The sequence below is a fragment of the Streptomyces sp. NPDC088246 genome (assembly GCF_044741025.1).
In the GTDB taxonomy this organism is placed as follows: Bacteria; Actinomycetota; Actinomycetes; order Streptomycetales; family Streptomycetaceae; genus Streptomyces.
In genome coordinates this window covers 215884-241685 of the sequence record NZ_JBIURV010000002.1, presented here as the reverse complement: position 1 = coordinate 241685, position 25802 = coordinate 215884, and the positions used below count along the sequence as shown (strand labels likewise).

General features: G+C 69.2%; 20 protein-coding genes and 2 pseudogenes. 17 read left to right on the top strand and 5 right to left on the bottom strand.

Going from position 1 to position 25802, the window contains the following annotated elements:
• Positions 1–62: 62 nt before the first annotated feature.
• Positions 63–656 (top strand): TetR/AcrR family transcriptional regulator, encoded by a 594-nt coding sequence (locus ACIPEK_RS03705; protein ID WP_401990171.1) that lies wholly within the window; start codon positions 63–65, stop codon positions 654–656.
• 118 nt (positions 657–774) lie between these two features.
• On the opposite strand, the gene ACIPEK_RS03700 is transcribed toward ACIPEK_RS03705, so the two are convergent.
• Positions 775–1917, bottom strand: coding sequence for a PucR family transcriptional regulator (locus ACIPEK_RS03700; RefSeq protein ID WP_401990168.1), 1143 nt, complete (start codon positions 1915–1917; stop codon positions 775–777).
• Positions 1918–2096: 179 nt separating this feature from the next.
• On the opposite strand from ACIPEK_RS03700, the gene ACIPEK_RS03695 reads away from it, so the two are divergent.
• Both ACIPEK_RS03695 and pruA read left to right on the top strand, forming a co-directional pair.
• A complete protein-coding gene (locus tag ACIPEK_RS03695) occupies positions 2097–3023 on the top strand; it encodes a proline dehydrogenase family protein (protein ID WP_383070950.1) in 927 nt (308 codons plus the stop codon).
• 47 nt (positions 3024–3070) lie between these two features.
• Entirely contained in the window at positions 3071–4702 is a 1632-nt protein-coding gene (gene pruA, locus ACIPEK_RS03690) for an L-glutamate gamma-semialdehyde dehydrogenase (RefSeq protein WP_383070952.1), read from the top strand.
• Between the two features lie 177 nt (positions 4703–4879).
• Here the strand turns inward: pruA and ACIPEK_RS03685 are convergent, their stop codons facing one another.
• The gene (locus ACIPEK_RS03685) at positions 4880–6784 is read right to left on the bottom strand and encodes a glycoside hydrolase family 97 catalytic domain-containing protein (protein WP_401990163.1); all 1905 of its coding nucleotides are present in this window, start codon (positions 6782–6784) and stop codon (positions 4880–4882) included.
• 101 nt (positions 6785–6885) lie between these two features.
• Here ACIPEK_RS03685 and ACIPEK_RS03680 point away from each other — a divergent pair.
• A pseudogene (locus ACIPEK_RS03680) lies at positions 6886–7161 on the top strand (LysR substrate-binding domain-containing protein); the annotation flags it as partial.
• Positions 7162–7482: 321 nt separating this feature from the next.
• On the opposite strand, the pseudogene ACIPEK_RS03675 reads toward ACIPEK_RS03680, so the two are convergent.
• A pseudogene (locus ACIPEK_RS03675) lies at positions 7483–8229 on the bottom strand (metallophosphoesterase family protein); the annotation flags it as partial.
• Between the two features lie 148 nt (positions 8230–8377).
• Here ACIPEK_RS03675 and ACIPEK_RS03670 point away from each other — a divergent pair.
• The 3 genes from ACIPEK_RS03670 to ACIPEK_RS03660 all read left to right on the top strand — a co-directional run bounded on the left by ACIPEK_RS03670 (position 8378) and on the right by ACIPEK_RS03660 (position 10995).
• Positions 8378–9421 carry a 3-isopropylmalate dehydrogenase gene (locus ACIPEK_RS03670; RefSeq protein ID WP_401990160.1) on the top strand — a complete coding sequence of 348 codons (1044 nt, stop codon included), beginning with the start codon at positions 8378–8380 and terminating at the stop codon, positions 9419–9421.
• Positions 9422–9660: 239 nt separating this feature from the next.
• Positions 9661–10749, top strand: a complete 1089-nt coding sequence (locus tag ACIPEK_RS03665; protein ID WP_401990157.1) for a branched-chain amino acid aminotransferase — start codon at positions 9661–9663, stop codon at positions 10747–10749.
• A gap of 84 nt (positions 10750–10833) precedes the next feature.
• A complete protein-coding gene (locus ACIPEK_RS03660; protein WP_401990154.1) occupies positions 10834–10995 on the top strand; it encodes a hypothetical protein in 162 nt (53 codons plus the stop codon).
• A 91-nt stretch (positions 10996–11086) separates the two neighbouring features.
• On the opposite strand, the gene ACIPEK_RS03655 is transcribed toward ACIPEK_RS03660, so the two are convergent.
• Positions 11087–11839, bottom strand: a complete 753-nt coding sequence (locus tag ACIPEK_RS03655) for a cytosine permease (protein ID WP_401990151.1) — start codon at positions 11837–11839, stop codon at positions 11087–11089.
• A gap of 126 nt (positions 11840–11965) precedes the next feature.
• Here ACIPEK_RS03655 and ureA point away from each other — a divergent pair, with 126 nt between their 5' ends.
• The 6 genes from ureA to cimA all read left to right on the top strand — a co-directional run bounded on the left by ureA (position 11966) and on the right by cimA (position 19367).
• Entirely contained in the window at positions 11966–12661 is a 696-nt protein-coding gene (gene ureA, locus ACIPEK_RS03650) for an urease subunit gamma (protein ID WP_382952214.1), read from the top strand.
• The gene (locus tag ACIPEK_RS03645) at positions 12661–14343 is read left to right on the top strand and encodes an urease subunit alpha (RefSeq protein WP_401990148.1); all 1683 of its coding nucleotides are present in this window, start codon (positions 12661–12663) and stop codon (positions 14341–14343) included. The genes ureA and ACIPEK_RS03645 overlap by 1 nt, the downstream gene beginning before the upstream one ends.
• Positions 14344–14370: 27 nt before the next feature.
• Positions 14371–15396 (top strand): agmatine/peptidylarginine deiminase, encoded by a 1026-nt coding sequence (locus tag ACIPEK_RS03640; RefSeq protein ID WP_401990145.1) that lies wholly within the window; start codon positions 14371–14373, stop codon positions 15394–15396.
• 57 nt (positions 15397–15453) lie between these two features.
• Positions 15454–16059, top strand: coding sequence for a TetR/AcrR family transcriptional regulator (locus ACIPEK_RS03635; protein ID WP_401990143.1), 606 nt, complete (start codon positions 15454–15456; stop codon positions 16057–16059).
• Positions 16060–16140: 81 nt separating this feature from the next.
• Positions 16141–17481, top strand: coding sequence for an MFS transporter (locus tag ACIPEK_RS03630; RefSeq protein ID WP_401990140.1), 1341 nt, complete (start codon positions 16141–16143; stop codon positions 17479–17481).
• 278 nt (positions 17482–17759) lie between these two features.
• Positions 17760–19367, top strand: coding sequence for a citramalate synthase (gene cimA / locus ACIPEK_RS03625; RefSeq protein WP_401990137.1), 1608 nt, complete (start codon positions 17760–17762; stop codon positions 19365–19367).
• 59 nt (positions 19368–19426) lie between these two features.
• On the opposite strand, the gene ACIPEK_RS03620 is transcribed toward cimA, so the two are convergent.
• Positions 19427–20341: a GNAT family N-acetyltransferase gene (locus ACIPEK_RS03620; RefSeq protein ID WP_401990134.1), complete on the bottom strand. Its 915-nt coding sequence runs from the start codon at positions 20339–20341 to the stop codon at positions 19427–19429.
• A gap of 582 nt (positions 20342–20923) precedes the next feature.
• Between ACIPEK_RS03620 and ACIPEK_RS03615 the strand changes: the two genes are divergently transcribed.
• The 4 genes from ACIPEK_RS03615 to ACIPEK_RS03600 all read left to right on the top strand — a co-directional run bounded on the left by ACIPEK_RS03615 (position 20924) and on the right by ACIPEK_RS03600 (position 25799).
• The gene (locus ACIPEK_RS03615; RefSeq protein ID WP_401990131.1) at positions 20924–21898 is read left to right on the top strand and encodes a LacI family DNA-binding transcriptional regulator; all 975 of its coding nucleotides are present in this window, start codon (positions 20924–20926) and stop codon (positions 21896–21898) included.
• Positions 21899–22059: 161 nt separating this feature from the next.
• Positions 22060–23733 (top strand): ABC transporter substrate-binding protein, encoded by a 1674-nt coding sequence (locus ACIPEK_RS03610; protein ID WP_401990128.1) that lies wholly within the window; start codon positions 22060–22062, stop codon positions 23731–23733.
• Positions 23734–23763: 30 nt separating this feature from the next.
• Positions 23764–24822 (top strand): ABC transporter ATP-binding protein, encoded by a 1059-nt coding sequence (locus ACIPEK_RS03605; protein ID WP_401990125.1) that lies wholly within the window; start codon positions 23764–23766, stop codon positions 24820–24822.
• Entirely contained in the window at positions 24819–25799 is a 981-nt protein-coding gene (locus tag ACIPEK_RS03600; protein WP_401990122.1) for an ABC transporter permease, read from the top strand. The genes ACIPEK_RS03605 and ACIPEK_RS03600 overlap by 4 nt, the downstream gene beginning before the upstream one ends.
• Positions 25800–25802: the final 3 nt, after the last annotated feature.

Sequence of the window (25802 nt, the reverse complement as noted above, 5' to 3'; positions counted from 1 at the left end):
GCGCACCCGGCATCTAGACGTGCGTCTTACACGAACGTCTGCATGCCGGGTACGCTGTTTTCATGGGACACCGTGAGGATCTGCTCGAAGGCGCCAAGCGCTGCCTGCTGGAGAAGGGGTACGCCCGGACGACGGCGCGCGACATCGTGGCCGCCTCCGGTACGAACCTCGCCTCCATCGGCTACCACTACGGCTCCAAGGAGGCCCTGCTCAACCTCGCCTTCCTCAAGGTGACGGAGGAGTGGGGCGATGTGCTCACCGAGCGGCCGGACGTGGACGCGGACGGCGGCGACGGCGGGTCCCGGTCGCCGCTCGACCAGTTCCGCGACACCTGGGAGCGGGTGATCGACAGCTATGAGCAGACCCGGTCCGTCTGGCAGCTCCAGATGGAGGTCGTCTCCCGGATCGACCAGGACCCGGAGCTGCAGAAGGCTCTGGCGGGCCCGCAGCGCGAGGGGCGTGACGGGCTCGCCGAGAACATGCTCGGCATCGACCCGGAGGCGGACCCGGAGAAGGCGCGGGTGGCCGGGCTGTTCTGCCAGGCGCTGCTCGCGGGTGTGATGGTGCAGTGGCTGATGGACAGTGAATCGGCGCCTTCCGCACAGGATCTGACGGACGGTCTGAAGGCGGTGCTGGAAGGGCGGGTGCGGCAGTAAGGGCCTGGAGCCGGCGTCCAGGCCGGGCCGGGTGCCCGGGGCGACGGCTGCGTCCTCGAACGCCGGACGGGCTGACGGGGGCTCTCGGACGCGTCGGGTTCGGTGGCGGCGCGCAGGATCAGAGTCGCGCACCCTTGAGTGCCATGTGCAGCAACAGCCGGTCCTCGCCGTCGTTGAGATCGAGGCCGGTGAGCCGCTGGACCCGGGAGAGCCGGTAGTAGAGCGTCTGGCGGTGGATGCCGAGTGCGGTGGCCGTACGCGACGCCTGGCCCGCGCAGTCGAGGAACACCTCGGCGGTGCGGGCCAGATCCTTGTGCGGCGGGGTGAGCAGGGCGCGGACCGCGGGATCCGCGGCCGCTTCTGCGGGGAGCGCGGTCAGCAGCCGGTACGGGCCGATCGCCGACCACTCGGCGACCGGGCCGAAGCGGGACTCGGCCGCCGCCGCGCGGGCCGCGGCCGAAGCCTCGTGCCAGGCCCCGGCCAGGTCCGCCAGGCCCCGGCGGGGCACTGCGACCCCGGCGGTGGCGTGCCCGCCCGCGGAGGAACGCAGCCGGTCCGCGGCGGTGAGCGCCGCGTCGAGGACCTCGCTGGAGCGCAGCCGGATCAGCGCGGCCAGCGAGGGGCCCCCGGCGGCTCCGGGGGCCGGGGCCGAGGTCAGTGCCGATGCCGAGGGGACCGTACGGACCGATGGCGGATCGTCGGTCCACGGGGTCACGCACACCACCGTGTGCAGGCCCTCCGCGTCCTGGCCCAGTGCCTCGTGCAGCGCGGCCACCGCCATGTCGCGCTGCCAGCCCCGCCCGGCGGTGAGGACCGCACCGAACTCCCGGGACAGATCCGTGCCCGCCCGTGCCTCGTCGGAGAGCAGCCCCCCGATCCGGGCCGCCACCTCCATCGCCGCCTTCAACTGCTCGTCGGTCGGCCCGGGGTCCGCGTCGAGCAGCCATACGTAACCGAGCACGACACCCCGATGGCGTACCGGCAGACAGATGCGGCCCCGGAACACCCCGGCCTCCGGGGCGGCCGGAATGCGGACCGGGCCGGTGGCGCGGGCGATGCCGAAGCCCTCGAACCAGGCGCGCACCGCGGGCGTGGAGCGCCTGGTCAGGATGGAGCGGGTGCGGACCGGGTCCATCGCCGTGTCGTCGTCGCTGTCGTGGGCGCCGAAGGCGACCAGGCCGAAGTCCCGGTTCTCCAGCGTCGCGGGGGCGCCGAGCAGCCCGGAGATCTCGTCGACCAGCTCCTGGTAATCGCCCTTCACCCGGCCATTCTCGCACCCCTTCAGACATATGTCTGAGATCCCGGGAATGGATGCGTGACAGCTGTCGATGGCACACCAACGGAGGGATCCTTAGATTTCACGGTGGTTCTCCGTGCTGTACCGCTCTGCTCCTTATCTGCCGGTACGGCCTTCGTTCGTACTTTCCGTGGAGGTGCCCCGTGCTGGGTCCCGTGATTCTCGCCGCGTCCCGCAGCGACAGGATGCGCCGTTTCATCTCGGCCGCACCTGGCACCAAGCAGGTCGTCGACCGGTTCATCGCCGGTGAGACCGTCGACCAGGTCGTCCCGATCATCGAGGACGCCGCCGGCAAGGGCCTCGAAGTCACCCTCGACGTGGTCGGCGAGGACATCACCACCCCCGAACAGGCCGCCGCCGCCCGCGATGCCTACCTCGAACTGATCGAGCGCCTCAAGGACCTGGGCCTGGGCACCAAGGCCGAGATGTCCGTCAAGCTGTCCATGTTCGGCCAAGCGCTGGACGGCGGCCACGAGCTGGCGCTCGCCAACGTCCGCCCGGTCGTCGAGGCCGCTGCCGCGATCGGCACGACGGTCACGCTGGACGCCGAGGACCACACCACCCTCGACTCGATGTTCGCCATCCACGAGGAGCTGCGGAAGGACTTCCCGCAGACCGGCTGTGTGATCCAGGCGTACCTGTTCCGCACCGAGGAGGACGCCCGCCGCCTGGCCGCCGCCGGCAGCCGCGTCCGCATCGTGAAGGGCGCCTACAAGGAGCCCGCCTCCGTCGCGTACCAGGACAAGGCCGAGATCGACAAGGCGTACGTCCGCATCCTGAAGACCCTGATGGAGGGCGACGGCTACCCGATGATCGGGTCGCACGACCCGCGTCTGATCGCCATCAGCCAGGAGCTGGCACGCAAGGCCGGGCGCAAACTGGATGAGTACGAGTTCCAGATGCTGTACGGGATCCGCAGCGACGAGCACGTCCGGCTCGCGGCCGAGGGGCACCGGATGCGCGTGTACACCGCGTACGGCACCGACTGGTACGGCTACTTCATGCGCCGCCTCGCGGAGAAGCCGGCGAACCTGCTGTTCTTCGGCCGCTCCATCCTCACCAAGGGCTGACCTGCCCGGCTGACCCCCACCCCCTGACACAAGGAGACAAGGCACTCATGGACGCTGTTACTCAGGTCCCCGCGCCGGTCAACGAGCCGGTCCACTCCTACGCCCCGGGTTCCCCGGAGCGTGCCCGCCTGGAGGCGAAGCTCAAGGAGCTCAGCCAGAACCCGATCGACCTTCCGATGACCATCGGCGGCGAGAAGCGGATGGGCGGCGGCGAGCGCTTCGACGTCGTACAGCCGCACAACCACAAGGCCGTCATCGGTACGTTCGCGCACGCCACGCAGCAGGACGCGCAGGATGCGATCGACGCCGCGCTCGCCGCCGCCCCGGCCTGGCGCGCGATGTCCTTCGACGACCGCGCCGCGATCATCCTGCGCGCCGCCGAGCTGCTGTCCGGCCCGTGGCGCGAGACGCTGGCCGCGTCCACGATGCTCGGCCAGTCCAAGACCGCCCAGCAGGCCGAGATCGACACCCCCTGCGAGCTCGTCGACTTCTGGCGCTTCAACGTGCACTACGCGCGCCAGATCCTGGCCGAGCAGCCCCCGGCCAACTCGCCGGGCGTGTGGAACCGCATGGACCACCGCCCGCTGGAGGGCTTCGTCTACGCGATCACGCCGTTCAACTTCACGGCCATCGCGGGCAACCTGCCCACCGCCCCCGCCCTCATGGGCAACGTCGTGGTGTGGAAGCCGTCCCCGACGCAGACCCACTCCGCCGTGCTGCTCATGCAGCTCCTGGAAGAGGCCGGTCTGCCCAAGGGCGTCATCAACCTGGTGACGGGCCACGGCATCCCCGTCTCCGAGGTGGCCCTGAACCACCGCGACCTGGCCGGTATCCACTTCACCGGCTCCACCCCCACCTTCCAGCACCTGTGGAAGACGGTCGGCAACAACATCGCCAACTACCGCGCCTACCCGCGGCTCGTCGGCGAGACCGGCGGCAAGGACTTCGTCGTCGCCCACCCGTCGGCCGACCACGCCGTCCTGAAGACCGCGCTGACCCGTGGCTCCTTCGAGTTCCAGGGCCAGAAGTGCTCGGCGTCCTCCCGTGCGTACGTCCCGGCCTCCATCTGGAACTCCGGTTTCAAGGAGAAGTTCGCGGCCGAGGTCGACTCCATCACCATGGGTGACGTCACCGACCTGTCGAACTTCATCGGTGCCGTCATCGACGAGCGCTCGTTCGCCAAGAACAAGGCCGCGATCGACCGCGCCGAGGCCGACCCGTCCTGCACGATCATCGCGGGCGGCACGTACGACGACTCGGTGGGCTACTTCGTCCGCCCGACCGTCATCGAGTGCAGCGACCCGGAGAACGAGGTCTTCACGACCGAGTACTTCGGCCCGATCCTCGCCGTGCACGTCTACGAGGACGACAAGTACGACGAGATGCTGGAGCAGATGGAGTCGGTCTCCGACTACGCGCTGACCGGTTCCGTCATCGCGGGCGACCGCGCCGCGGCCGCGCACACGATGGAGAAGCTGCGGTACGCCGCGGGCAACTTCTACATCAACGACAAGTCGACCGGTGCCGTCGTCGGCCAGCAGCCCTTCGGTGGCGGCCGTGCCTCGGGTACGAACGACAAGGCGGGCGCCCCGCAGAACCTGCAGCGCTGGACCCTGACCCGGGCCATCAAGGAGACGCTGGTTCCGCCGACCGACTACACCTACCCCCACCAGGGCTGACGCCCCCGGGGCGCCGCACCCCCGGCGCCCCGCCATGAATTCCGCCTCCCGCCCGGTTCCCCTGCCGGCCGGGGGGCGGTTTCCATTCCGGGGCCGTCCCTCAGAAAAGAACCGCTTCACCACCGCGTCGCCCGCCTCCGCGGCCCGCCCGTAGAAGGTTCCCGGTCCGCCACCGGTTCAGCGGTCGCACGAGGTGCGGCCCGGGGCCCAGCGGCAGGCCACCGCGGCGAAGCCGCCGTCGGCAACCACATCCAGCGACAGCGCGTCGCCGCCCCGCACCGCGCGGGCCGTGCGTACCAGTCCCGTCGGCCCGTCCGTCACCGTTTCGACCAGCCAGCGGCCGGACCCGATCCGCAGGGGCACCTCGGCGGTGTGCGCCGTGCCCGCGTACGTACCGCCGATGAACCAGCGGCTGCCGTTGCGGCGGGCCAGGACCGCGCTGCCGCCGGGCTCACCCGCCAGCAGCCGGGTGTCGTCCCAGGCGTCCGGCAGCTGCTCCAGGAAGTGCCGGGCCACCGGCCGGGCTTCGTACGACTCGGGGGTGCCGGCCAGGTTCTGGACCCCGGACTCGTACAGCACCGACAGGCCCAGCTCACCCGCGTCGGACGCGGCGTTGGGCCGGTTCGGGCGATGGAAGGCGCCGGGGGTGAAGTCCATGGAGCCGATCACGTTCCGGGTGAACGGGAGCGTGGTCAGATGCTGGGCGGTGTTGGTCTTCTTCTCCTCGCCGTTGACGCCCTCCAGCGACATGACGTGCGGCCAGGTGCGCTGGATGCCCTTGGGGATCGTGGAGCCGTGGAAGTTGACCAGGAGGTGGTGGGCCGCCGTCTCGGGGAGGATCTTGTCGTACCACTGGAACGTCTCCTGCGCCTCCGAGTCCATGAAGTCGATCTTCACTCCCTTGACGCCCCACTTCTCCAGCGTGGGCAGCCACTGGGCGCGCTCCTCGGCGGTGTCCAGGTCGCGGTGGTGGATCCAGACCTGGATTCCGACGCCGCGCTCCCTGCCGTAGCGCACCAGCTCCGGAATCCAGCTGTGCGACTGCCAGCCGGGGTCGGTGACGTCCCACTGGTCCGGGTCGAAGTACCAGCCCGCGTCGACGACGGTGTACGGCCAGTGGCGGGCGGCCGCGTAGTCGACGTACCCCTTCTGCATCTCCAGGCTCTGGCCCGCCGGACGCCCGCCCGCCAGCCAGGTCCACAGGGCCCGGCCCGGCTTGATCCAGGAGGTGCCGCGGACCTTGGAGGCCGGGGCGAGATCGTCCGTGAAGGTGGACTCGGTGACGGTCGTCAGGTCGCCGGTGACCACGGCGCGCCACGGCGTGGTGAGCGCGCCCTTCACCTGGACCTGCTCGTCCCAGAGCTTGACGCGGTAGGTGGGGGAGCCCGTGTCATGGACCAGACGGGCCCCGGAGTAGCTGCCGGTGAGGTCGGACTCGGCGACCAGGGCGTAGCCGCCTCCGGTGCGGAACAACCCCTGCATCATGTACTCACCGGCCGGGGCGCCCGTGGCGGAGTACGCGTTGAAGAGGTTCTCGTTGTCCTTGCGGTAGGTGCCGAGCCAGGCGGACGCACCCTCGGGCAGGGTGAACGCGGAGGCCTCGCGCAGGACGTTGCCCGTGTCACCGGGCAGCACGTAGCGATAGGCGACACCGTCGGCGGAGGCCCGGACGAGCAGATCGAGCCGGGCGCCCGCGGCGGTACGGAAGCGGAAGCGCGATTCATGCATGTGGACGGTGCGGCTCCGGGACTTGCCCGCGCCCGTGCGGTAGTGCTCGTCCACCGAGCGGTCGCTGCGGCCGAGGAACCCCAGCCCCGAGGTGAGGTCGGCCCGCTCGGTCACGATTCCCACGGGTGACGGGGCGATGACCGTCCCGCCCTCGCGGGACACTGTCAGGCTCAGTGATCCGGTCGCCCGGTCGAGCCGCAGCTCCGCGCGGGGCCCGTCGGGCTTGTCCCGTACCGTCCAGGCGCTCTCCTCGGCTCGCGCGCCGGCCGCCGTCAGCAGCGTCGACGCGAGCGCGCAGCACAGGACCACCGACAGCGTTCCGATACGGGTTCTCCATGGCTTGTGCAGTGACACGATTTCTCCCAGTCCGCAGGCTCATCGTTCACAGACCTGACCATTGGTCCGATGACTGGGAGAATGGTGGTGGACTGAGGGGCCGTCAAGGCCGCGAGGGCGACGACGGAGCGGTGCTCTCGATGGTGTCCCGTGGTCTCGGCATGGCGATCATGCCGGAGCTGTCACTCGAAGGAGCACCGGACACGGACGAGATCACAGCTCTCGGGCCGGAGCGGCCGACGCGTTCGGTCGGCTACGTCACCACCCCTGAGCAGGCACAATCGCTCGCTGTCCGGGCCCTGATCCGGGAACTGAGGGCGGGCGGCCGTAAACCTCCGTCTCAGATAGTAGGAAGTCCGAGTAATTGTGGAGACAGACCGGCCGAGCTGTCCTAGCTTTGTAGAAGCCGAACGTCTCGCTAGATCCAGCGACTGGCGGTCGTGAGTGCGCGCCCTGTGCAGGCAACCCCTGCGGCGCCTGCTCCCCGCCCCTTCCGGCGCCTCGAAATCCCGATCTCGAAATCACGTTCACGATTTTTCGATCTCGAAATCCTCGCGATCTCAAGGAGTCGATCCACCATGGCCGAGACGACTGTCCGCCGAGTCCGTCACACCCGCCGCCCGACCGAGTCGGAGCGCCGGAATGCCGCCGCCGCCCTGCAGCGGGCCCTCGACCGCAGGGACAACGGCGGCTCCACGGGCCACTGAGAACGGTCGGCCGCGGCTGATCTCGAAGTGGTCGATGCGCTCGCCCGACTCGGCGAGTGCGGTGACCTTCATCCGGGCGTGCCGCCCGGGCTGCACCTCCACCGCCAGGAACGAGAAGCCGGTGTAGCGCACCCGCGACCACTCCACGGTCCCGGTCGCCTTCCCGCCGCCCTTGACCACGCGGTACGTGGCCACGCTGTCCTGGTCCCGGACGTGTCTCTCGTAGGTGTCCGGTGTCGGGAAGTTGTACAGCGCCTTGCCCGCGCCGCCTGCCGTGACGTACGCGATGCCGTCCCGCCTCGGGTCGGTGAGCTCGCCGATCGGCACCTTGCGCCGGACCGCGTTCTTCAGGATCGCGTCCGTGCGCTCGTAGACGTGGTTGTGGCCGTTGATGACCAGGTCCACCTGGTGCTTCTCGAAGAGCGGCACCCACGCGTCGCGCACCCCGCCGTCCGAGGCGTGCGCGTTGGTGGTCGAGAAGGCGCAGTGCTGGAAGAAGACGACCAGGAAGCCGATGTCGTGACGGGCCCGCAGCTCACCGAGGCGCCGGTCCGGCCGGCGTGTCTGCCTGCCGTCGCTGATCCCGAAGTTGGCCGGGATCTCGTACGAGACGTCATTGGCGTCGAGGGCGATGCCCCCCACGTTGCCGTGCACGAACGAGTACGCACCGGGCTGGTTGACCGGGTCCGGACCGTTGTCGGGCAGTGTCCAGCGGGCGTTCTGGCCGCCGTAGCCGTCCGGCGAGTACCAGGCCTCCGAAACGGGGGATGTCCATGGACGAGAACATCCACCCGCTGCCTGACGCCGTTCCGTCGAATGGGTGAACGGTACACGTATAGCTTCCCATGTGTCCGTATGGTGGACATGACGTGTCATGGTGTGGGACGCGCAGTAAGGTGCGGACATGTCTCGCAGCATCAATCTCGCAGTGATCCCTGGTGACGGTATCGGCCAGGAGGTAGTGGCTCAGGGCCTCAAGGTCCTCCATGCTGTTCTCCCGCAGGATGTGAAGCTGGAGACCAAGGAGTTCGACTTCGGCGCCAAGCGCTACCACGCGACCGGTGAGACCCTCACCGACGCGGATGTCCAGGCGCTCAAGCAGCACGACGCGATCCTGCTCGGCGCGATCGGTGACCCCTCGGTTCCGTCCGGCGTTCTGGAGCGCGGCTTCCTGCTGAAGCTCCGTTTCCTCTTCGACCACCATGTGAACCTGCGGCCGTCGAAGCTCCTCCCGGGTGTCGCGACCCCGCTCAAGGGGCAGCCGGAGATCGACTTCGTCGTGGTCCGCGAGGGCACCGAGGGCCCGTACACCGGCAATGGCGGCTCGATCCGCACCGGCACCCCGCACGAGGTCGCCACCGAGGTCTCGGTCAACACCGCCTTCGGTGTCGAGCGTGTGGTCCGTGACGCCTTCGCCCGCGCCCAGGCCCGCCCGCGCAAGAAGCTGACGCTGGTCCACAAGAACAACGTGCTGACCTACGCCGGGCACCTGTGGACCAACATCTTCAACGAGGTCGCGGCCGAGTTCCCGGACGTCACCACCGACTACCTGCACGTGGACGCGGCGACGATCTTCCTCGTCACGCAGCCCGAGCGTTTCGACGTGATCGTCACCGACAACCTCTTCGGCGACATCATCACCGACCTCGCCGCGGCCGTCTCCGGCGGCATCGGCGTCGCGGCCTCGGGCAACATCAACCCGAGCGGCGAGTTCCCCTCGATGTTCGAGCCGGTCCACGGCTCCGCCCCGGACATCGCGGGCCAGGGCAAGGCCGACCCCACGGCCGCGATCCTCTCCGTCGCCCTTCTGCTGCGCCACCTCGGCTACGAGGCCGAGGCCGTGCGCATCGAGGAGGCCGTCTCCGCCGACCTCGCGGAGCGCGACAGCACGACGACCCGTACCACCGACCAGATCGGCGACGCGCTCGCGGTACGCGTAGCGAGCTGACCCGACGACTCCATTTCGAAGCCGCCGGGTCGCAACCGCACCCGGCGGCTTCTCCTATGCGGTCCCGGGTGCCACCATCGACCACTGGACCGCATTCACATCGTTTCGTGCACGGCCACCCGGGAGCGATAATCGAACGGGGCCGTGGCTCGCGGTGAAGCTCGGACGTCCTAGCACCTGTCTGACAGGAGCGGCGTGAGCGCGGTCCAACACACACAACCGGTGAAGGACACGCACACATGACGACGCCCACGATCGAGCTCAAGCCCTCCTCGAACCCGCTGTCCGACGCGGAGCGCGAGGCGATCCTGGTCAAGCCCGGATTCGGCCGCTACTTCACCGATCACATGGTGACGATCCGGTGGACCGAGGGCCGCGGCTGGCACGACGGCCAGCTCGTCCCCTACGGCCCGCTCTCCCTCGACCCCGCGACCACGGTCCTGCACTACGCGCAGGAGATCTTCGAGGGCCTCAAGGCCTACCGCCGGCCCGACGGCTCCGTCGCCACGTTCCGTCCCGAGGCGAACGCCAAGCGTTTCCAGGCATCGGCGCACCGGCTGGCCATGCCGGAACTGCCCGTCGAGACATTCATCGAGGCGTGCGACGTGCTGGTCCAGCAGGACAAGGCATGGGTTCCGGCGCATGGCGGCGAGGAGTCGCTCTACCTGCGCCCGTTCATGATCGCGACCGAGGTCGGCCTCGGTGTGAAGCCCGCCAACGAGTACCTCTTCGTCGTCATCGCCTCGCCCGCCGGGGCCTACTTCCCCGGTGGCGTCAAGCCGGTCTCCATCTGGCTCTCCGAGGACCGCGTCCGCGCCGTCCCCGGCGGCATGGGCGACGCCAAGACCGGCGGCAACTACGCGGCGTCCCTCCTCGCCCAGGCAGAGGCCGCGGCGAAGGGCTGCGACCAGGTCGCCTACCTCGACGCGGTCGAGCACAAGTGGGTCGAGGAGCTCGGCGGCATGAACCTGTACTTCGTGTACGGGAACAAGATCATCACCCCGGCCCTGACCGGCTCCCTGCTCGCCGGCGTGACCCGTGACTCGCTGCTGAAGGTCGCCCGCGACCTCGGCTACGAGTCCGAGGAGGGCCGCGTCTCCATCGACCAGTGGCGGACCGACACCGCGAACGGCACCCTCACCGAGGTCTTCGCCTGCGGCACCGCGGCCGTCATCACCCCCGTCGGCACCGTCAGGTCCGCGGGCGGCGAGTGGACCCAGAGCGAGGGCGCGCCCGGCGAGGTCACGATGAAGCTGCGTGAGCGCCTGCTGGACATCCAGCGCGGCGTCGCCGAGGACACCCACGGCTGGATGCACCCGCTCGGCTGACCAGCCGGTTCCGTACAGACGAAGGCCGCGCCCGGCTGCTTGCCGGGCGCGGCCTTCGCCGTGCTGTGCCTGGCTGGGATCCCGATGCTCTCGAGCTCGGGCGTCAGGTTCGAGGTGCCCGGCGCCAAGTACGGAGCCTTCCACTGGAAGGGCGACCTCCAGGACACCTCTGCGGGCGACGGCCACAATGTCTATGTTCAGGTCAAGGCCGAGGGGTACGGCTGGAACCGCTACCCATGGACGTGACCGCCACGGGATCGCCGTCGGAACCGTCCGAGTGGTCGGAGCCATCGGGCTCAGGGCCTGAAGCGGAGTCGGCGGTGGACTTTGCGCCGCGCTACGTCAGGGCGGTGTACGTCACCCCGCCCACCAGGCCCGAGATGATGAAGCTGCAGTCCACCCCGCCCGTGAGGGCGAGCAGCGGGCCTTCGTAGACCGTGGTGGAGACCGCCGCGAGGCCGACCGCCGCGCCCAGGGCCCAGGACACCGTGGCGCTGATGTTCCAGCCGGCCCGGTACCAGTAGATGCCGCCCTTGGCGCGTCGGTTGAAGACCTGCAGGGCGTCCGGGGCGTACTGGCCGCCGCAGCGCACGTACCCGATCAGCGAGATCACGGCCCAGGGGGTGCCGATGGCCGTCAGAAGCAGTACGAAGGACGTCATGGTGTGCATCAAGGCCCGGGAGGTGCCGCCGTCGGGCAGCCCGAACAGCCGGGACAGCGTGCCGACCATCACGTCGCCGCCGATCCACAGCGTGAGCGCGGTGTACCCGAGGGAGAGCAGCAGGCCGACAACCGATCCGACGAGCCGGCCGCGTACGCCGAACTGGGCGCCGCTGGACGTGGAGAGGTTGGTCGCCGTGCGCAGGGAGATCAGCGCGAGCGGGGCCGTGACCAGGACGCCGGCCAGCGTCCCGATGACGATCGAGGTCACCGAGGGCCACAGCCCGAGCCCGAAGGACGGCGGCAGCCAGCCGAAGACGATGACGCCCAGGCAGAGATTGGCGCTGAAAAGGATCGACACGAGGTCGCGCGGCCCACTGGTGCGCTCCTCGTCCGGGATGGTGTCGACTCCGCGTTGTTCCATCGGCATGAGGCCGCCCCTGACGCCCGATTGTTTGAGTGCCGCTCAATTTGGCGTAGAACGGAAGGCCGTCAACATTTTCCAGTCAGGGGAAGTCATAGTTAGAGTGGTGTTCTAACCTGGAGGTATGGTGACGTGCGACTGACCCCGACCGAGCGTGACCGGCTGCTGCTCTTCGGAGCTGCCGAACTGGCGCGGGCGCGCCGGGCGCGTGGGCTGAAGCTCAATGTGCCCGAAGCGACCGCGCTGATCGCGGACACCGTGTGCGAAGCGGCGCGCGACGGACGGCGGCTCGCGGAGGCCATCGAGGCCGCGCGCAGTGTGCTGGGACCCGACGACGTCCTGCCCGGTGTGGCGGATGTGGTCACCGAGGTCCATGTGGAGGCCGTCTTCGACGACGGATCCCGGCTGGCCGTCGTGTCCGAGCCCATCGGCCACGGCGCCGGAGTCCGGCTGGGGGACGGCGCGCCCGGCGCCGTACTGCCCGCACCGGCGCACGCCGAGCCCGAACCCGCTCTGCGGCTGGCCGTGCGCAACACCGCGACCGTCCCGGTCAGCGTCACCTCGCACTTCCACTTCTTCGAGGCCAACCCGCGACTCGACTTCGACCGGGCCGCGGCGTACGGCATGCGGCTGTGTGTTCCCGCCGGATCGTCGGTCCGTTTCGACCCGGGCGGCGAGGCCGAGGTCGGCCTGCTGCCGATCGGCGGTGCTCGCATCGCGATCGGTTTCGCGGGCCTGGTCGACGGCCCGCTGGACGCGCCCGGCGCGAAGGACGAGGCTCTGCGACGTGCGGCGGCCTGCGGTTATCTGGGAGCGGAGGACGCCTGATGGACCCCTACGAATACGCATCGGTCCACGGACCCCGCGCCGGGGACCGGGTCGTCCTCGGCGACTCCGGCCTGGTGGTACGCGTCGAGTCGGACGCACAGCAGCACGGCGACGAATTCCTGGCCGGATTCGGCAAGACCGCGCGCGACGGGCTGCACCTCAAGGCCGCGGCCGTACGCGACACCTGTGACGTCGTCATCAGCAATGTGCTGGTCATCGACGCGGTCCAGGGCATCCGGAAGGTCTCCATCGGCATCCGCGAAGGCCGGATCTGCTCGATCGGACGGGCCGGGAACCCGGACACGCTCGACGGCGTCGACGTCGTCGTCGGTACGGGCACCTCGATCGTGTCCGGCGAAGGCATGATCGCGACGGCCGGCGCCGTCGACACCCATGTCCATCTGCTCTCGCCGCGCATCATGGAGGCCTCGCTCGCCTCCGGCGTCACGACCGTCATCGGCCAGGAGTTCGGCCCGGTGTGGGGCGTCGGGGTCAACTCGCCGTGGGCGCTGCGCCACTCCTTCAACGCCTTCGACGCCTGGCCGGTCAACATCGGCTTCCTGGCGCGCGGTTCCTCCTCCGACGACGCGCCCCTGGTGGAGGCGCTCGCCGAGGGCGGCGCGTCCGGCTTCAAGGTGCACGAGGACATGGGCGCGCACACCCGCGCACTCGACACCGCCCTGCGGGTCGCCGAGGAGCACGACGTGCAGGTCGCCCTGCACAGTGACGGGCTGAACGAATGCCTGTCCGTCGAGGACACCCTGCGCGTCCTGGACGGCCGGACGATCCACGCCTTCCACATCGAGGGCTGCGGCGGCGGACACGTACCGAACGTGCTCAAGATGGCGGGCGTCCCGAACGTCATCGGCTCCTCCACCAACCCGACCCTGCCGTTCGGCCGGGACGCGGTGGCCGAGCACTACGGGATGATCGTCTCCGTACACGACCTCAAGACCGACCTGCCCGGTGACGCGGCCATGGCACGGGACCGGATCAGGGCCGGGACGATGGGCGCGGAGGACGTGCTGCACGACCTCGGCGCGATCGGCATCACCTCGTCGGACGCACAGGGGATGGGGCGTGCGGGCGAGACCGTACGCCGTACCTTCGCCATGGCCGGGAAGATGAAGGCCGAGCTGGGCCCGATGGAGGGCGACGGCCCGCACGACGACAACGCCCGGGTGCTGCGCTACATGGCGAAGCTGACGATCAACCCGGCCATCGCGCATGGTCTGGCGCACGAGATCGGCTCGATCGAGGTGGGCAAGCTCGCCGACATCGTGCTGTGGAAGCCGCAGTTCTTCGGGGCCAAGCCGCAGCTCGTACTCAAGTCGGGCTTCCCGGCGTGGGGAGTGACGGGCGACCCCAACGCCGCGACCGACACCTGTGAACCGCTGGTCCTGGGACCGCTGTTCGGGGGGCACGGCGCGACCCCCGCGGACATCTCGGTGGCCTTCGTGGCGAAGGCGGCGACCGAGCTGGGCTCCGACCTGATACCGACGCGACGCCGCCGGGTGGCCGTACGCGGCACTCGTGGGATCGGGCCGGCGGACCTCCGCCTCAACTCCCGTATCGGCGATGTGGCAGTGGACGGGCGCAGCGGCCTGGTCACGCTGGACGGTGCCCCGGTGCGCTCCGAGCCCGCCGACTCGATCTCTCTCAACCGCCTCTACTTCCTGTAGAAGCACAGCCTTTAGGAGTCCGACGACATGACGTTCCGTATGCCGCCCGAGTGGGCCCCGCACGAGCGCACCTGGATGGCCTGGCCGGGCCCCAACGTCACCTTCTCCGGCGACGACCTCGCCGAGTCCCGCCAGGCATGGGCCGCGGTGGCCCGGGCCGTACGCCGCTTCGAGCCGGTCACCATGGTCGTCGGGCCCGGCCAGGCGGAGGACGCCCGTGGCCTCCTCGGCCCGGACATCGAGCTGGTCGAGCGCGAGCTGGACGACGCCTGGATGCGCGACATCGGCCCGACCTTCGTCATCGACGGCACCCGGCTGGCCGCCGTGGACTGGGTGTTCAACGGCTGGGGCGCACAGGACTGGGCCACCTGGGATCACGACGCGAAGATCGCCCGCCATGTCGCGGACCTCGCCGGGGTCCCCGTGCACAGCTCACCCCTCGTCAACGAGGGCGGCGGTATCCACGTCGACGGTGAAGGCACCGTCCTGCTCACCGAGACCGTGCAGCTCGGCCCCGAGCGCAACCCGGACTGGACCAAGGAGCTGGTCGAGGCCGAGATCCACGCCAAGCTCGGCACCACGAAGGCGATCTGGCTGAAGCGCGGCCTGACCGGAGACTACCCGCCCCACGGCTTCGGCACCCTCGGCCATGTCGACATCGTCGCCGCCTTCGCCGGACCCGGTGTGGTCGTCGTCCACACCCAGCCGGATCCGTCCCACCCGGACCACGAGCTCTGCAAGGAGAACGTGGAGATGCTCAGGGCCCAGACCGACGCGCAGGGCCGCACCCTGGAGGTCATCGAGGTCCCGGCCCCGACCGCGGTGCAGGACGAGGAGGGTCAGTGGGTCGACTACTCGTACATCAACCACTACGTCTGCAACGGCGGCGTGGTGCTGTGCGCCTTCGACGACCCCCGTGACGAGAACGCCGCGGGCATCTTCCGCCGCCTCTACCCCGGCCGCACGGTCACGCTGGTCGACGCCCGCACGATCTTCGCGGGCGGGGGCGGTATCCACTGCATCACTCAGCAGCAGCCCGCTGTAGGTGGCTGAGCGGCGGATCCGGTAGAACGTACGGGTGAACGAGATGCTCTGCGCGGCGGCCGCAGCATGACCCCGCCCCCCGCCCGGCGGCGCAATACGGCGCCGCCCCGTGAGTCCCTGCTCGCCGCCGCCATGGCCACCATCGCCGAGCGCGGGCTCGACGGGCTGACCATGGCGGGGCTCGGGCGCGAGGTCGGGATGAGCAGCGGGCACCTTCTGTACTACTTCCGGACCAAGGACGAGCTCCTGCTGCAGACCCTGGAGTGGAGCGAGGGGCGCCTCGGCGCCGAACGCAGCGCCCTGCTCTCCCAGCAGGCTCCCGCCGCCGAGCGGCTCGACCACTACGTGGATCTGTACGTCCCCGAAGGGCCGCGCGATCCCCATTGGACGCTCTGGCTGGAGGTCTGGAACCGCTCGCAGAACGCCGACGCCGACGCCCGCGGTCGGCAGGCCGCCATTGAGGGGGCCTGGCACCGGGACCTGGTGGCGCTGCTCGCCGAGGGCATTTCGCGGGGGGAATTCCGCGCCGTGGACCCGGACCGGTTCGCCGCCCGATTGCGCGCCCTGCTCGACGGCTTCAGCGTCCATGTCGCCGTCGGTATTCCGGGTACCGGCCGCGAGCAAGTCCTTTCCCACGTAAGGGAGTTCCTTCAGAGCTCGCTGCTCCTGTGAACGCAACGCACGCAAGTACTCGCGATCGTTGCCCACCACGCTCTTGTTACGTTTCTGTTTCCTGGGGCACGGTGACGAACCATGGGACGAGAGCAGTGGAAGAAGATCTGGGTCGGCTCCGCCGGCAACATGGTCGAGTGGTTCGACTGGTTCGTGTATGCGACCTTCGCCGTCTACTTCGCGGATTCGTTCTTCCCCGAAGGCAATGAGACCGCCAACCTCATGAACACCATGGGCATCTTCGCCGTCGGCTTCTTCATGAGGCCGGTCGGTGGCTGGGTGCTCGGCCGGATCGGTGACCGCCAAGGACGCAAGGCCGCGCTCACCCTCACCGTCACCCTCATGTCGGCCTCCGCGATCCTCATCGCCATCGCGCCGACGTACGACGTCGCGGGATACGGCGGTGTCGCCGTCCTGCTGGTGGCGCGGCTGCTGCAGGGCCTCAGCGTCGGGGGCGAGTACGCCGCCAGCGCCACCTATCTGACCGAGGCGTCCGCGCCCCACCGGCGCGGCTTCGCCTCCAGCTTCCAGTACGTGTCCATGACTGCGGGACAGCTCATCGGCCTCGGCCTCCAGATCATCCTGCAGCGCAACATGTCCGACGCGGCCCTGCACAGCTGGGGCTGGCGCATCCCGTTCATCGTCGGTGCGCTCGGTGCCGCGATCGTCTTCTATCTGCGCCGCTCGATGCTGGAGACCGAGGTGTACGCGGAGTCCGGCGCCGCCGAGCAGGAGGACCGCGGCACGCTGAAGGCGCTGTGGCAGCACAAGCGCGAGGCGTTCCTGGTGATGGCGCTGACCATGGGCGGGACCGTCGCGTACTACACGTACACGACCTATCTCACCAAGTTCCTCTCCAGGAGCGCCGGCATGGAGAAGTCCACCGCCTCGCTCGTCAGCTTCTGCGCGCTGTTCGTCTTCATGTGCATCCAGCCGCTGGCCGGACTGCTCTCCGACCGGATCGGCCGCCGCCCGCTGCTGATCACCTTCGCCGTCGGCTCGACCTTCCTGACCGTGCCGATCATGACGATGCTCAAGCACGCGGGCACCTTCTGGCCCGCGTTCGGCCTGGCGCTCCTCGCCCTGGTCGTCGTCACCGGGTACACCTCGATCAACGCCTGTGTGAAGGCCGAGCTCTTCCCGACCGGCATCCGCGCCCTGGGCGTCGCCCTTCCGTACGCCATCGCCAACGCGCTCTTCGGCGGCACCGCCGAGTACGTGGCGCTCTGGTTCAAGAAGTCGGGCATCGAGTCCGGCTTCTACTGGTACGTGGCGGGCTGCGCCGCGGTCTCCCTGGTCGTCTACCTGACCATGCGCGAGACCCGCGACATCGACCTCGGCCGGGTCGGTGCCGCCCGGAGGACAGGGCAGGCGGCCCCGGCGGAGTCGTCCGGAGCGACGAGCGTCACGCCCGCATCCTGAGACGGGCCACGGCACGGAGGCAGCCCTGTGCAAGACTGCCTCCGTGCCCTCGTTCGTCATGATTATTGGCAACAGGCGCGCCGGTCCGCAGTGACCGTCCCGTACCACCATGTGCGGCACGGCCACCGTGCCCCAGACCCGCGCGCAGACCTCTCGCACCCGCGAGGGGTTTTTTCGTTTTCCGGCCCTCACCTCGGCCGGGGCGAGGTGCGCGGGATGATGGGGGCAAGTGGAGCCAGAACGTCCGGATCCACTCATCCGACAGGAGTCAGACCAGCATGACCACCAAGGCCAAGGCCACCGACGACAGTTTCCATGTCTTCGACACCACACTGCGCGACGGGGCCCAGCGTGAAGGCATCAACCTGACGGTCGCGGACAAGCTGACCATCGCGCGGCACCTGGACGACTTCGGCGTGGGCTTCATCGAGGGCGGCTGGCCCGGCGCCAACCCCCGGGACACCGAGTTCTTCGCCCGCGCCCAGCAGGAGATCGAGTTCAAGAACGCCGAGCTGGTCGCCTTCGGTGCGACCCGCAGGGCCGGTGGCAAGGCCGCCGAGGACCACCAGGTCAAGGCGCTGCTGGATTCCGGCGCCCCCGTGGTCACACTGGTCGCCAAGTCCCACGACCGCCATGTGGAACTCGCCCTGCGCACCACCCTCGAAGAGAACCTGGAGATGGTCCGCGACACCGTCTCCTTCCTTCGTGAGCAGGGCCGCCGGGTCTTCGTGGACTGCGAGCACTTCTTCGACGGCTACCGCGCCAACCCCGAGTACGCCAAGGCCGTCGTCCGCGCCGCCTGGGAGGCCGGCGCGGATGTCGTCATCCTCTGCGACACCAACGGCGGGATGCTCCCGGCCCAGGTCCAGGCCGTCGTCTCCACCGTTCTCGCCGACACCGGCGCCCGGCTCGGCATCCACGCCCAGGACGACACCGGCTGCGCGGTCGCCAACACCCTGGCCGCCGTCGACGCGGGCGCCACCCACGTCCAGTGCACCGCCAACGGCTACGGCGAGCGGGTCGGCAACGCCAACCTCTTCCCCGTCGTCGCCGCCCTGGAACTCAAGTACGGCAAGACCGTCCTGCCCGAGGGTGCACTCGCCGACATGACCCGCGTCTCGCACGCGATCGCCGAGGTCGTCAACCTGACGCCCTCCACCCACCAGCCCTATGTGGGTGTTTCCGCTTTCGCCCACAAGGCCGGACTGCACGCCTCCGCGATCAAGGTCGACCCCGACCTGTACCAGCACATCGACCCCGCGCTGGTCGGCAACACCATGCGGATGCTCGTCTCCGACATGGCGGGCCGCGCCTCCATCGAGCTCAAGGGCAAGGAGCTCGGCATCGACCTCGGAGGCGACCGCGAACTCGTCGGCCGGGTCGTCGAGCGCGTCAAGGAGCGCGAGCTCAAGGGCTACACGTACGAGGCCGCCGACGCCTCCTTCGAACTGCTGCTGCGCGCCGAGGCCGAGGGCCGGGCACGCCGCTACTTCCGTACCGAGTCCTGGCGCGCCATCGTCGAGGACCGCCCCGACGGCACGCACGCCAACGAGGCGACCGTGAAGCTCTGGGCCAAGGGCGAGCGCATCGTCGCCACCGCAGAGGGCAACGGCCCGGTCAACGCACTCGACCGGGCGCTGCGCGTCGCGCTGGAGCGGATCTACCCGCAGCTGGCCAAGCTGGAACTGGTCGACTACAAGGTCCGCATCCTCGAAGGCCGCACCGGCACCGAGTCCACCACCCGCGTCCTCATCACCACGGGCGACGGCACCGGCGACTGGGCGACGGTCGGCGTCGCGGAGAACGTCATCGCGGCGTCCTGGCAGGCGCTGGAGGACGCCTACACGTACGGGCTGCTGCGCGCCGGGATCGAGCCGACGGAGTAGTCGTCGCGGGGCGGGCCCACCGCACGTTCGCCGTGGGCCCGCCGGACCGGTCGTGCCGCTCAGGCCGCAGAGCGGGGAAGGCCGACGGAACGGCTTTCCTCGATGACTTGATAGCCGACGCTCGTGTACAGGTTCATGGCCACCTCGTTGCCGCCCCACACGGTGAACATCAGCGTCGAATCGCCGGCTGCGAGCGTTGCCTGTTCGCCGGCCGACATCGCGGCCCGCCCGTACCCTTTGCCGCGGTGCTGCTCCTGGACGTACAGCGAGTAGCCGTAGGTGACCCCGGGGAGGTGCCCGTGCTTCAACCAGCCGGTGCCGATCTGCTCGCCCGCCGCCTCGAGCACCAGGAACGTGTTGTCGGGCGTCGCCAGGCCCTCGGGAATCAGCTTCGCGAAGTCGCGGTCGGACTTGCGCGTGGCCTCCTCGGGGCTCAGGGCTCCCGCCCGGACGATGTCGTCGACATAGGCGGCCTTCTCGGAGGTGAGCCACTCGGGATATTCGGCCTGTGTCATCGGCCGTGCGGTGACGCCGTCGACCGGTTCCGGCGGGGAACCGACGCACCGCGCCCTGAGCTGGCCGCGGACGTGGTAGTCGTCGAACAACTCGCCGGCGGGCTCGGTGAGCCGTATGTCCAGTCGGCCTGCGCCGCGTTCCGCGCACCATCCCTCGGCCCAGTCCCGGGCGGCCTGCTCGTGCCCCCGGCCGGCGTGGAGCGCGTCGACGCGGAGGTCGCCGATACGCCCCGCGAGCGCGCCGTCGTCGTCAGCCACGACCACGGCGACGTATCCCACTCGGGTCCCGGCGTCCGTGATCTCGGCGACGGTCCAGTCCCCGATGTCGGCGCGTACATCCTCGAGCATGCGCTCCGCCGCGGCCGCACCGAGCCCGGCCGCCGTGTACGAGACGCGTAGCCGCCGCTCGAAGTCCTTCTGCCATTCCGCGTTGTCGCCAAGGATGCTGAAATCTGTCACCTGATCACACTAGCCACGTTGTCATGGACCTGGACGGGTGATCCCGGTGTGTCAGTACGCTTCCGGGACTCGCGTACTTCCCACAGAGCTACCGGCAACCGGCTGACCTGTCCGATTCGATGCGCGCCACGCTGCTGCACGAAGGCCCTCGGATTCGGCCCATGACCGGTGCACGGGGCGCGGATCGGCGGTAAGTACCCCGGCGAAATCCAGGGCCCGGATCTGGACGTGCACGGGGCGGCCGACCCGGGTGCGGAGCGGCCGCACCGCACCCGACGGGAACCGCCGTGACGCTTCGCATCACCATGTGATGCGACTCCTTCCGGGCGTGGAGGACCGGGTCTCCTGGCAAGAATCAGGCGAACTCCTGCTACGTGCCCGCGTCAAGAGAATGTGCGTTCAAATCTTGAAGACACAACACGCCTCTCCTGTCGGGGAAATGGGTCCGGACCAATGTCGACGTGAAGTATTGACGGCAGTGTTCCAGCGCGGTTAACTCACGCCGCAACGCCGGTACCGGTTCCGGAACCGGTTGCGGTACCGGTTCCAGCCCCCTGCCATGTCTTGTCCTGGAGGCCCCTGATGCGTGTCACCATCGCCGATGTCGCCCGCGAGGCCGGCGTCAGCAAGACGACCGTGTCCCGGGTCATCAACACCAAGGGTGAAGTGGACGGTTCCACGGCCGCCCGTGTTCGTGAAGTGATTGCACAGCTCGGCTATGTGCCCAGCTCGGGCGCCGTCGGTCTGGCCCGCGGCAGCAGCCGTACGGTCGGGATGCTGGTGCCCTCGCTCACCTGGCCGTGGATGGGCGAAGTGCTGCAGGGGGTCGTCGACACGGTCGAGGCCGCCGATTACGGGCTGCTGCTCTTCACCTGCAACCGTGGTGCCGAGTCCGTGGAGCGCTTCACCAGCCAGGTGTCGGCGCGCGCTTTCGACGGGCTGTTGGTCGTCGAACCCGAGAACACCCTCGACCACCTGACCGCACTGCACCGCGGCGGTCTGCCGATCGTGCTGATCGACGACCGCGGCCACCACCCCGAATTCCCCTCCGTCGTGACCACCAACCACGAAGGAGGCGCGTCCGCCGCCCGCCATCTGCTGGCCGCCGGACGCACCAGACCCCTGGTCATCACCGGCCCCCGGAACTTCGGCTGCGTACGCGACCGGCTGGACGGATTCCGTACGGTCCTGCCCACCGATCTCGTCGTACACGGGGATTTCACCGAACGCAGCGGCCGCCTGGCCGTGGAGCAACTCCTCGCGTCCGGTGCCGAGTTCGACTCGGTCTTCGCGCACAACGACATCAGCGCGGCGGGCGTGCTGCGGGCGTTGCGCGCGGCCGGGCGGTCCGTACCGGACGACATCGCCGTCGTCGGATTCGATGACATCCCGATGGCCGAGCACACCGAACCGCCGCTGACCACCGTGCGCCAGCCCACCCGGCAGATGGGTGAGACGGCCGCGCGGATGCTGCTCTCCCACCTCGGCGGCACGGCCGTACCCGATGCACCGGTCGTGCTGCCCACCGAACTGGTCGTGCGCCACTCGGCGCCGTAGCAGCCCGGCCGGTTCCCCGGCCGCCTGCACCCCGCACCACCTTTCGCGCACCACCCGCACTACCCGCACCATCTGCATCGCCCCGTACCGCCTGTACCCGGCGCGCCGAGCGCTGCCCATTTCCCGGATCTCCCAGACCCGCAGTCCCTCATGGAGTCGCCATGTCCGTACGACGTCACGCCGCGCTGAGAGCGCTCTCACTCGCCACCGCCGTGGTCGCGCTCGCCGCCGGTTGCTCGTCCGCCAACTCGGGTGCCAACAAAGGGAGCGGCGCCTCTGGCGTGCTGACCCTGGGCAAGCCGGACGGACCGCAGACCAACAACAGCAACCCGTTCCTGAACACCTCGGCGGGCGCCACGCTCGGCTACCGCTACATGATCTACGAGCCCCTCGCCATGACGAACCAGATCCGGCCCGCGGACAAGGCCGCCCCGTGGCTGGCGACCGACTGGAAGTGGGAGTCCAACTTCACCAAGGTCACCTTCACCCTCGACCCCAAAGCCAAGTGGGCCGACGGCAAGCCGCTGACCGCCGACGACGTCGCGTACACCTTCGACCTGCTCAAGAAGCACACGGCGCTCAACTGGAACGGCATCCCGTTCGACGGGGTCGCGGTGCAGGGCAAGACGGTCGTCCTGACCTTCAAGGAGTCCCAGTACGTCAACCAGAACAAGATCATTCAGCAGTTCATCGTGCCCAAGCACATCTGGGAAGGCGTCAAGAATCCCGAGACCTGGCCCAACCGCACGCCCGTCGGCTCGGGCCCGTACAAGCTCAAGACGTTCACCCCGCAGACCACCACCCTGACCGCCACGCCCTCCTACTGGAAGGGCGCGACCAAGGTCAAGGAGCTGCGCTACACGGCGTACAACGACAACAGCGCGGCGACCACGGCGCTGGCGAGCGGCAAGGTCGAGTGGTCGTTCGTCTTCATGCCGAACTACAAGCAACTGTTCATCAACAAGGACCCCAAGAACCACAAGCTGTGGTTCCCGTCCGGGCTCGGCATCCACGGACTGTGGTTCAACACCGCCCGCAAGCCGTTCGACAACCCGGCGCTGCGCAAGGCCATGGCGATGGTCGTCGACCGCAAGGCGATCTACACCCAGGCCGAGGCGACGCTCTACCCGGAGATCACCAACCCGACCGGCATTCCGCTGCCCGCCGGTGAGTCCTTCATCGCGCCCGAGTACAAGAGCGCCACCACCGCACCGGACGTGGCGGGTGCCAAGAAGGTCCTCGCCGACGCCGGGTTCAAGCTCAGCGGCGGGGTGCTGAAGGACCCGAGCGGCAAGCCGGTGAAGCTCACCTTCACCGACCCGGCCGGCTGGAACGACTACATCACCGGGCTCGCGATCATCAAGGACGACATCAAGCAGCTCGGTATCGAGGCCAAGGTCAGGACGCAGACCGCGGAGGCCTGGGGCGCCGACGTCGCCAACGGCAATTTCGACGCGACCCTGCACTGGACCAACAGTGGTGCCACCCCGTACGACATGTACCAGAACATCATGGACGGCGCGCTGCTCCAGCCCGTCGGAAAGGCGTCCCAGCAAGGCAACTTCGGCCGCTTCAAGAGCGACGAGGCCACCAAGGCGCTCAAGGACTTCGCCAACGCCACGGAGGACTCCGCCCGCACCACGGCCATGAACACCCTCCAGAAGATCATGGTCGAGCAGGCGCCGGTGATCCCGACGGCCGCCGCCCCCATCGGAGCCGAGTACTCCACGAAGAACTGGGTGGGCTGGCCCACCGAGGCCGACCCGTACGCCCCGCCGCAGCACACCCAGCAGTCCGTGCTGCAGATCGTGCTGAAGCTCAAGCCCGCCAAGTAGAGCCAGGGATACGGGACACAGGGACCGGTCATGTCGAAGCAGCCCGCAAAGAACCACGTCGTGCTCGAAGCACGCGGAGTCACCAAGCACTTCCCCGTACGCCGCACCGGACGCGACCTCGTCGCGGGCAGGCGCCGTACCGTCCACGCCGTCGACGACGTCTCGCTGCGACTGCGGCGCGGCACCGTCACGGCGCTGGTGGGGGAGTCGGGCTCCGGGAAGTCCACCGTCGCCAGACTGCTCGCCCAGCTCCATCCGCTCACCGAGGGCGAGATCCACCTGGACGGCAGGGCGGTGAAGGCCGGACGCGGCCGGTCCTTCCGCACGTACGTACGCCAGGTCCAGCTCATCTTCCAGGACCCGTTCGCCTCGCTGAACCCGGTGCACACCGTGCGCTACCACCTCACGCGTGCGCTGAGGATCCACGGCCGGGCCGGCAGCGGCGAGGCGGAGCTGGAACAGAACCTGACCGCTCTGCTGAACCGTGTCCAGCTGACTCCTCCTCATCAGTATCTGGACAAGTTCCCGCACGAGCTGTCGGGGGGACAGCGCCAGCGTGTGGCCATCGCCCGCGCGCTCGGCGCCGATCCCCAGGTCCTGCTCGCCGACGAGCCCGTCTCGATGCTGGACGTCTCGATCCGGCTCGGGGTGCTCAATCTGCTGAAGGACCTCAAGGACCGCCTGCATCTCGCGATCCTCTACATCACCCACGACATCGCATCGGCCCGCTACTTCGCGGACACGACGCTGGTGATGTACGCGGGCCGGATCGTCGAGGGCGGTGACAGCGAGACCGTCACCCAGCGCCCCGCACACCCCTACACCCAGCTCCTGATCGCCTCGGCGCCCGACCCGGACCGGGTGGTCGCCGAGGCGGAGCAGGAGGAGTCCGGCAGTGGCGAACCGCCCTCGCTCATCGCCCCGCCCGCCGGCTGCCGCTTTCACCCCCGCTGCCCCAAGGCCATGGAGCGCTGCCGCACCGAACTGCCGCCGCGCTTCGACCTCGAAGACGGTCAGTGGGCGGCCTGCTGGCTGTACGCGGACGGCGCGGAAGCCGCCGGTGACCACCGGAAGGAGACCGCGAAGTGAAGTACCTGCTGCAACGGCTCGCCTTCTACCTGGTCACCGCCTGGGCCGCGATCACCATCAACTTCCTGATCCCGCGCATGATGCCGGGCGACCCGGTCCAGGCACTGCTCTCCCGCTTCCAGGGCCAGCTCGACACCAATGCCGTGAACTCGCTCAAGGCGCTCTTCGGCCTCGACAAGCACCAGTCGCTCTGGCAGCAGTACACCGACTACTGGTCACATCTGCTCGACGGCGACCTCGGGCTCTCCTTCACCTTCTTCCCGACGCCGGTCAGCGAGGTGATCGCCCAGTCCCTGCCGTGGACGCTCGCGCTCGTCGGCGTCACGACCCTGATCAGCTTCGTGCTCGGCACCGGCATCGGGGTCTTCACCGGCTGGCGGCGCGGCTCCTGGATGGACAGCCTGCTGCCCGTCACCACGTTCATCTCGGCCATCCCGTACTTCTGGCTGGGGCTCATCGCCATCGCGGTGTTCGCCGTGAAGTGGCCGCTCTTCCCGGCCGCCGGGGGCTACGACAGTTCGCTCGTGCCCGCCTTCGACTGGCCGTTCATCTCCAGCGCGCTCCACCACGCGGCGCTGCCCGGCCTCACCATCGTGCTCAGCGCCGTGGCCGGCTGGATCCTCGGTATGCGGAACATGATGGTGACGGTGTCTTCCGAGGACTACGTCATGGTCGCCCAGGCCAAGGGGCTCTCCGAGCGCCGGGTGATGTTCGGATACGCCGCACGCAACGCCATCCTGCCCAACATCTCCGGCTTCGCCCTCTCGCTGGGCTTCATCGTCGGCGGCACGCTGCTGGTGGAGATGGTCTTCTCCTACCCCGGTATCGGCTACCAGCTCTTCCAGGGCGTCGGTGCCAAGGACTACCCCCTGATGCAGGGCGTCTTCCTCATCATCACGCTCTCCGTCCTCGCGGCGAACCTCCTCGCCGACGTGATCTACATGGTCCTCGACCCCCGTACCCGAAGGGAGGCCTAGGAC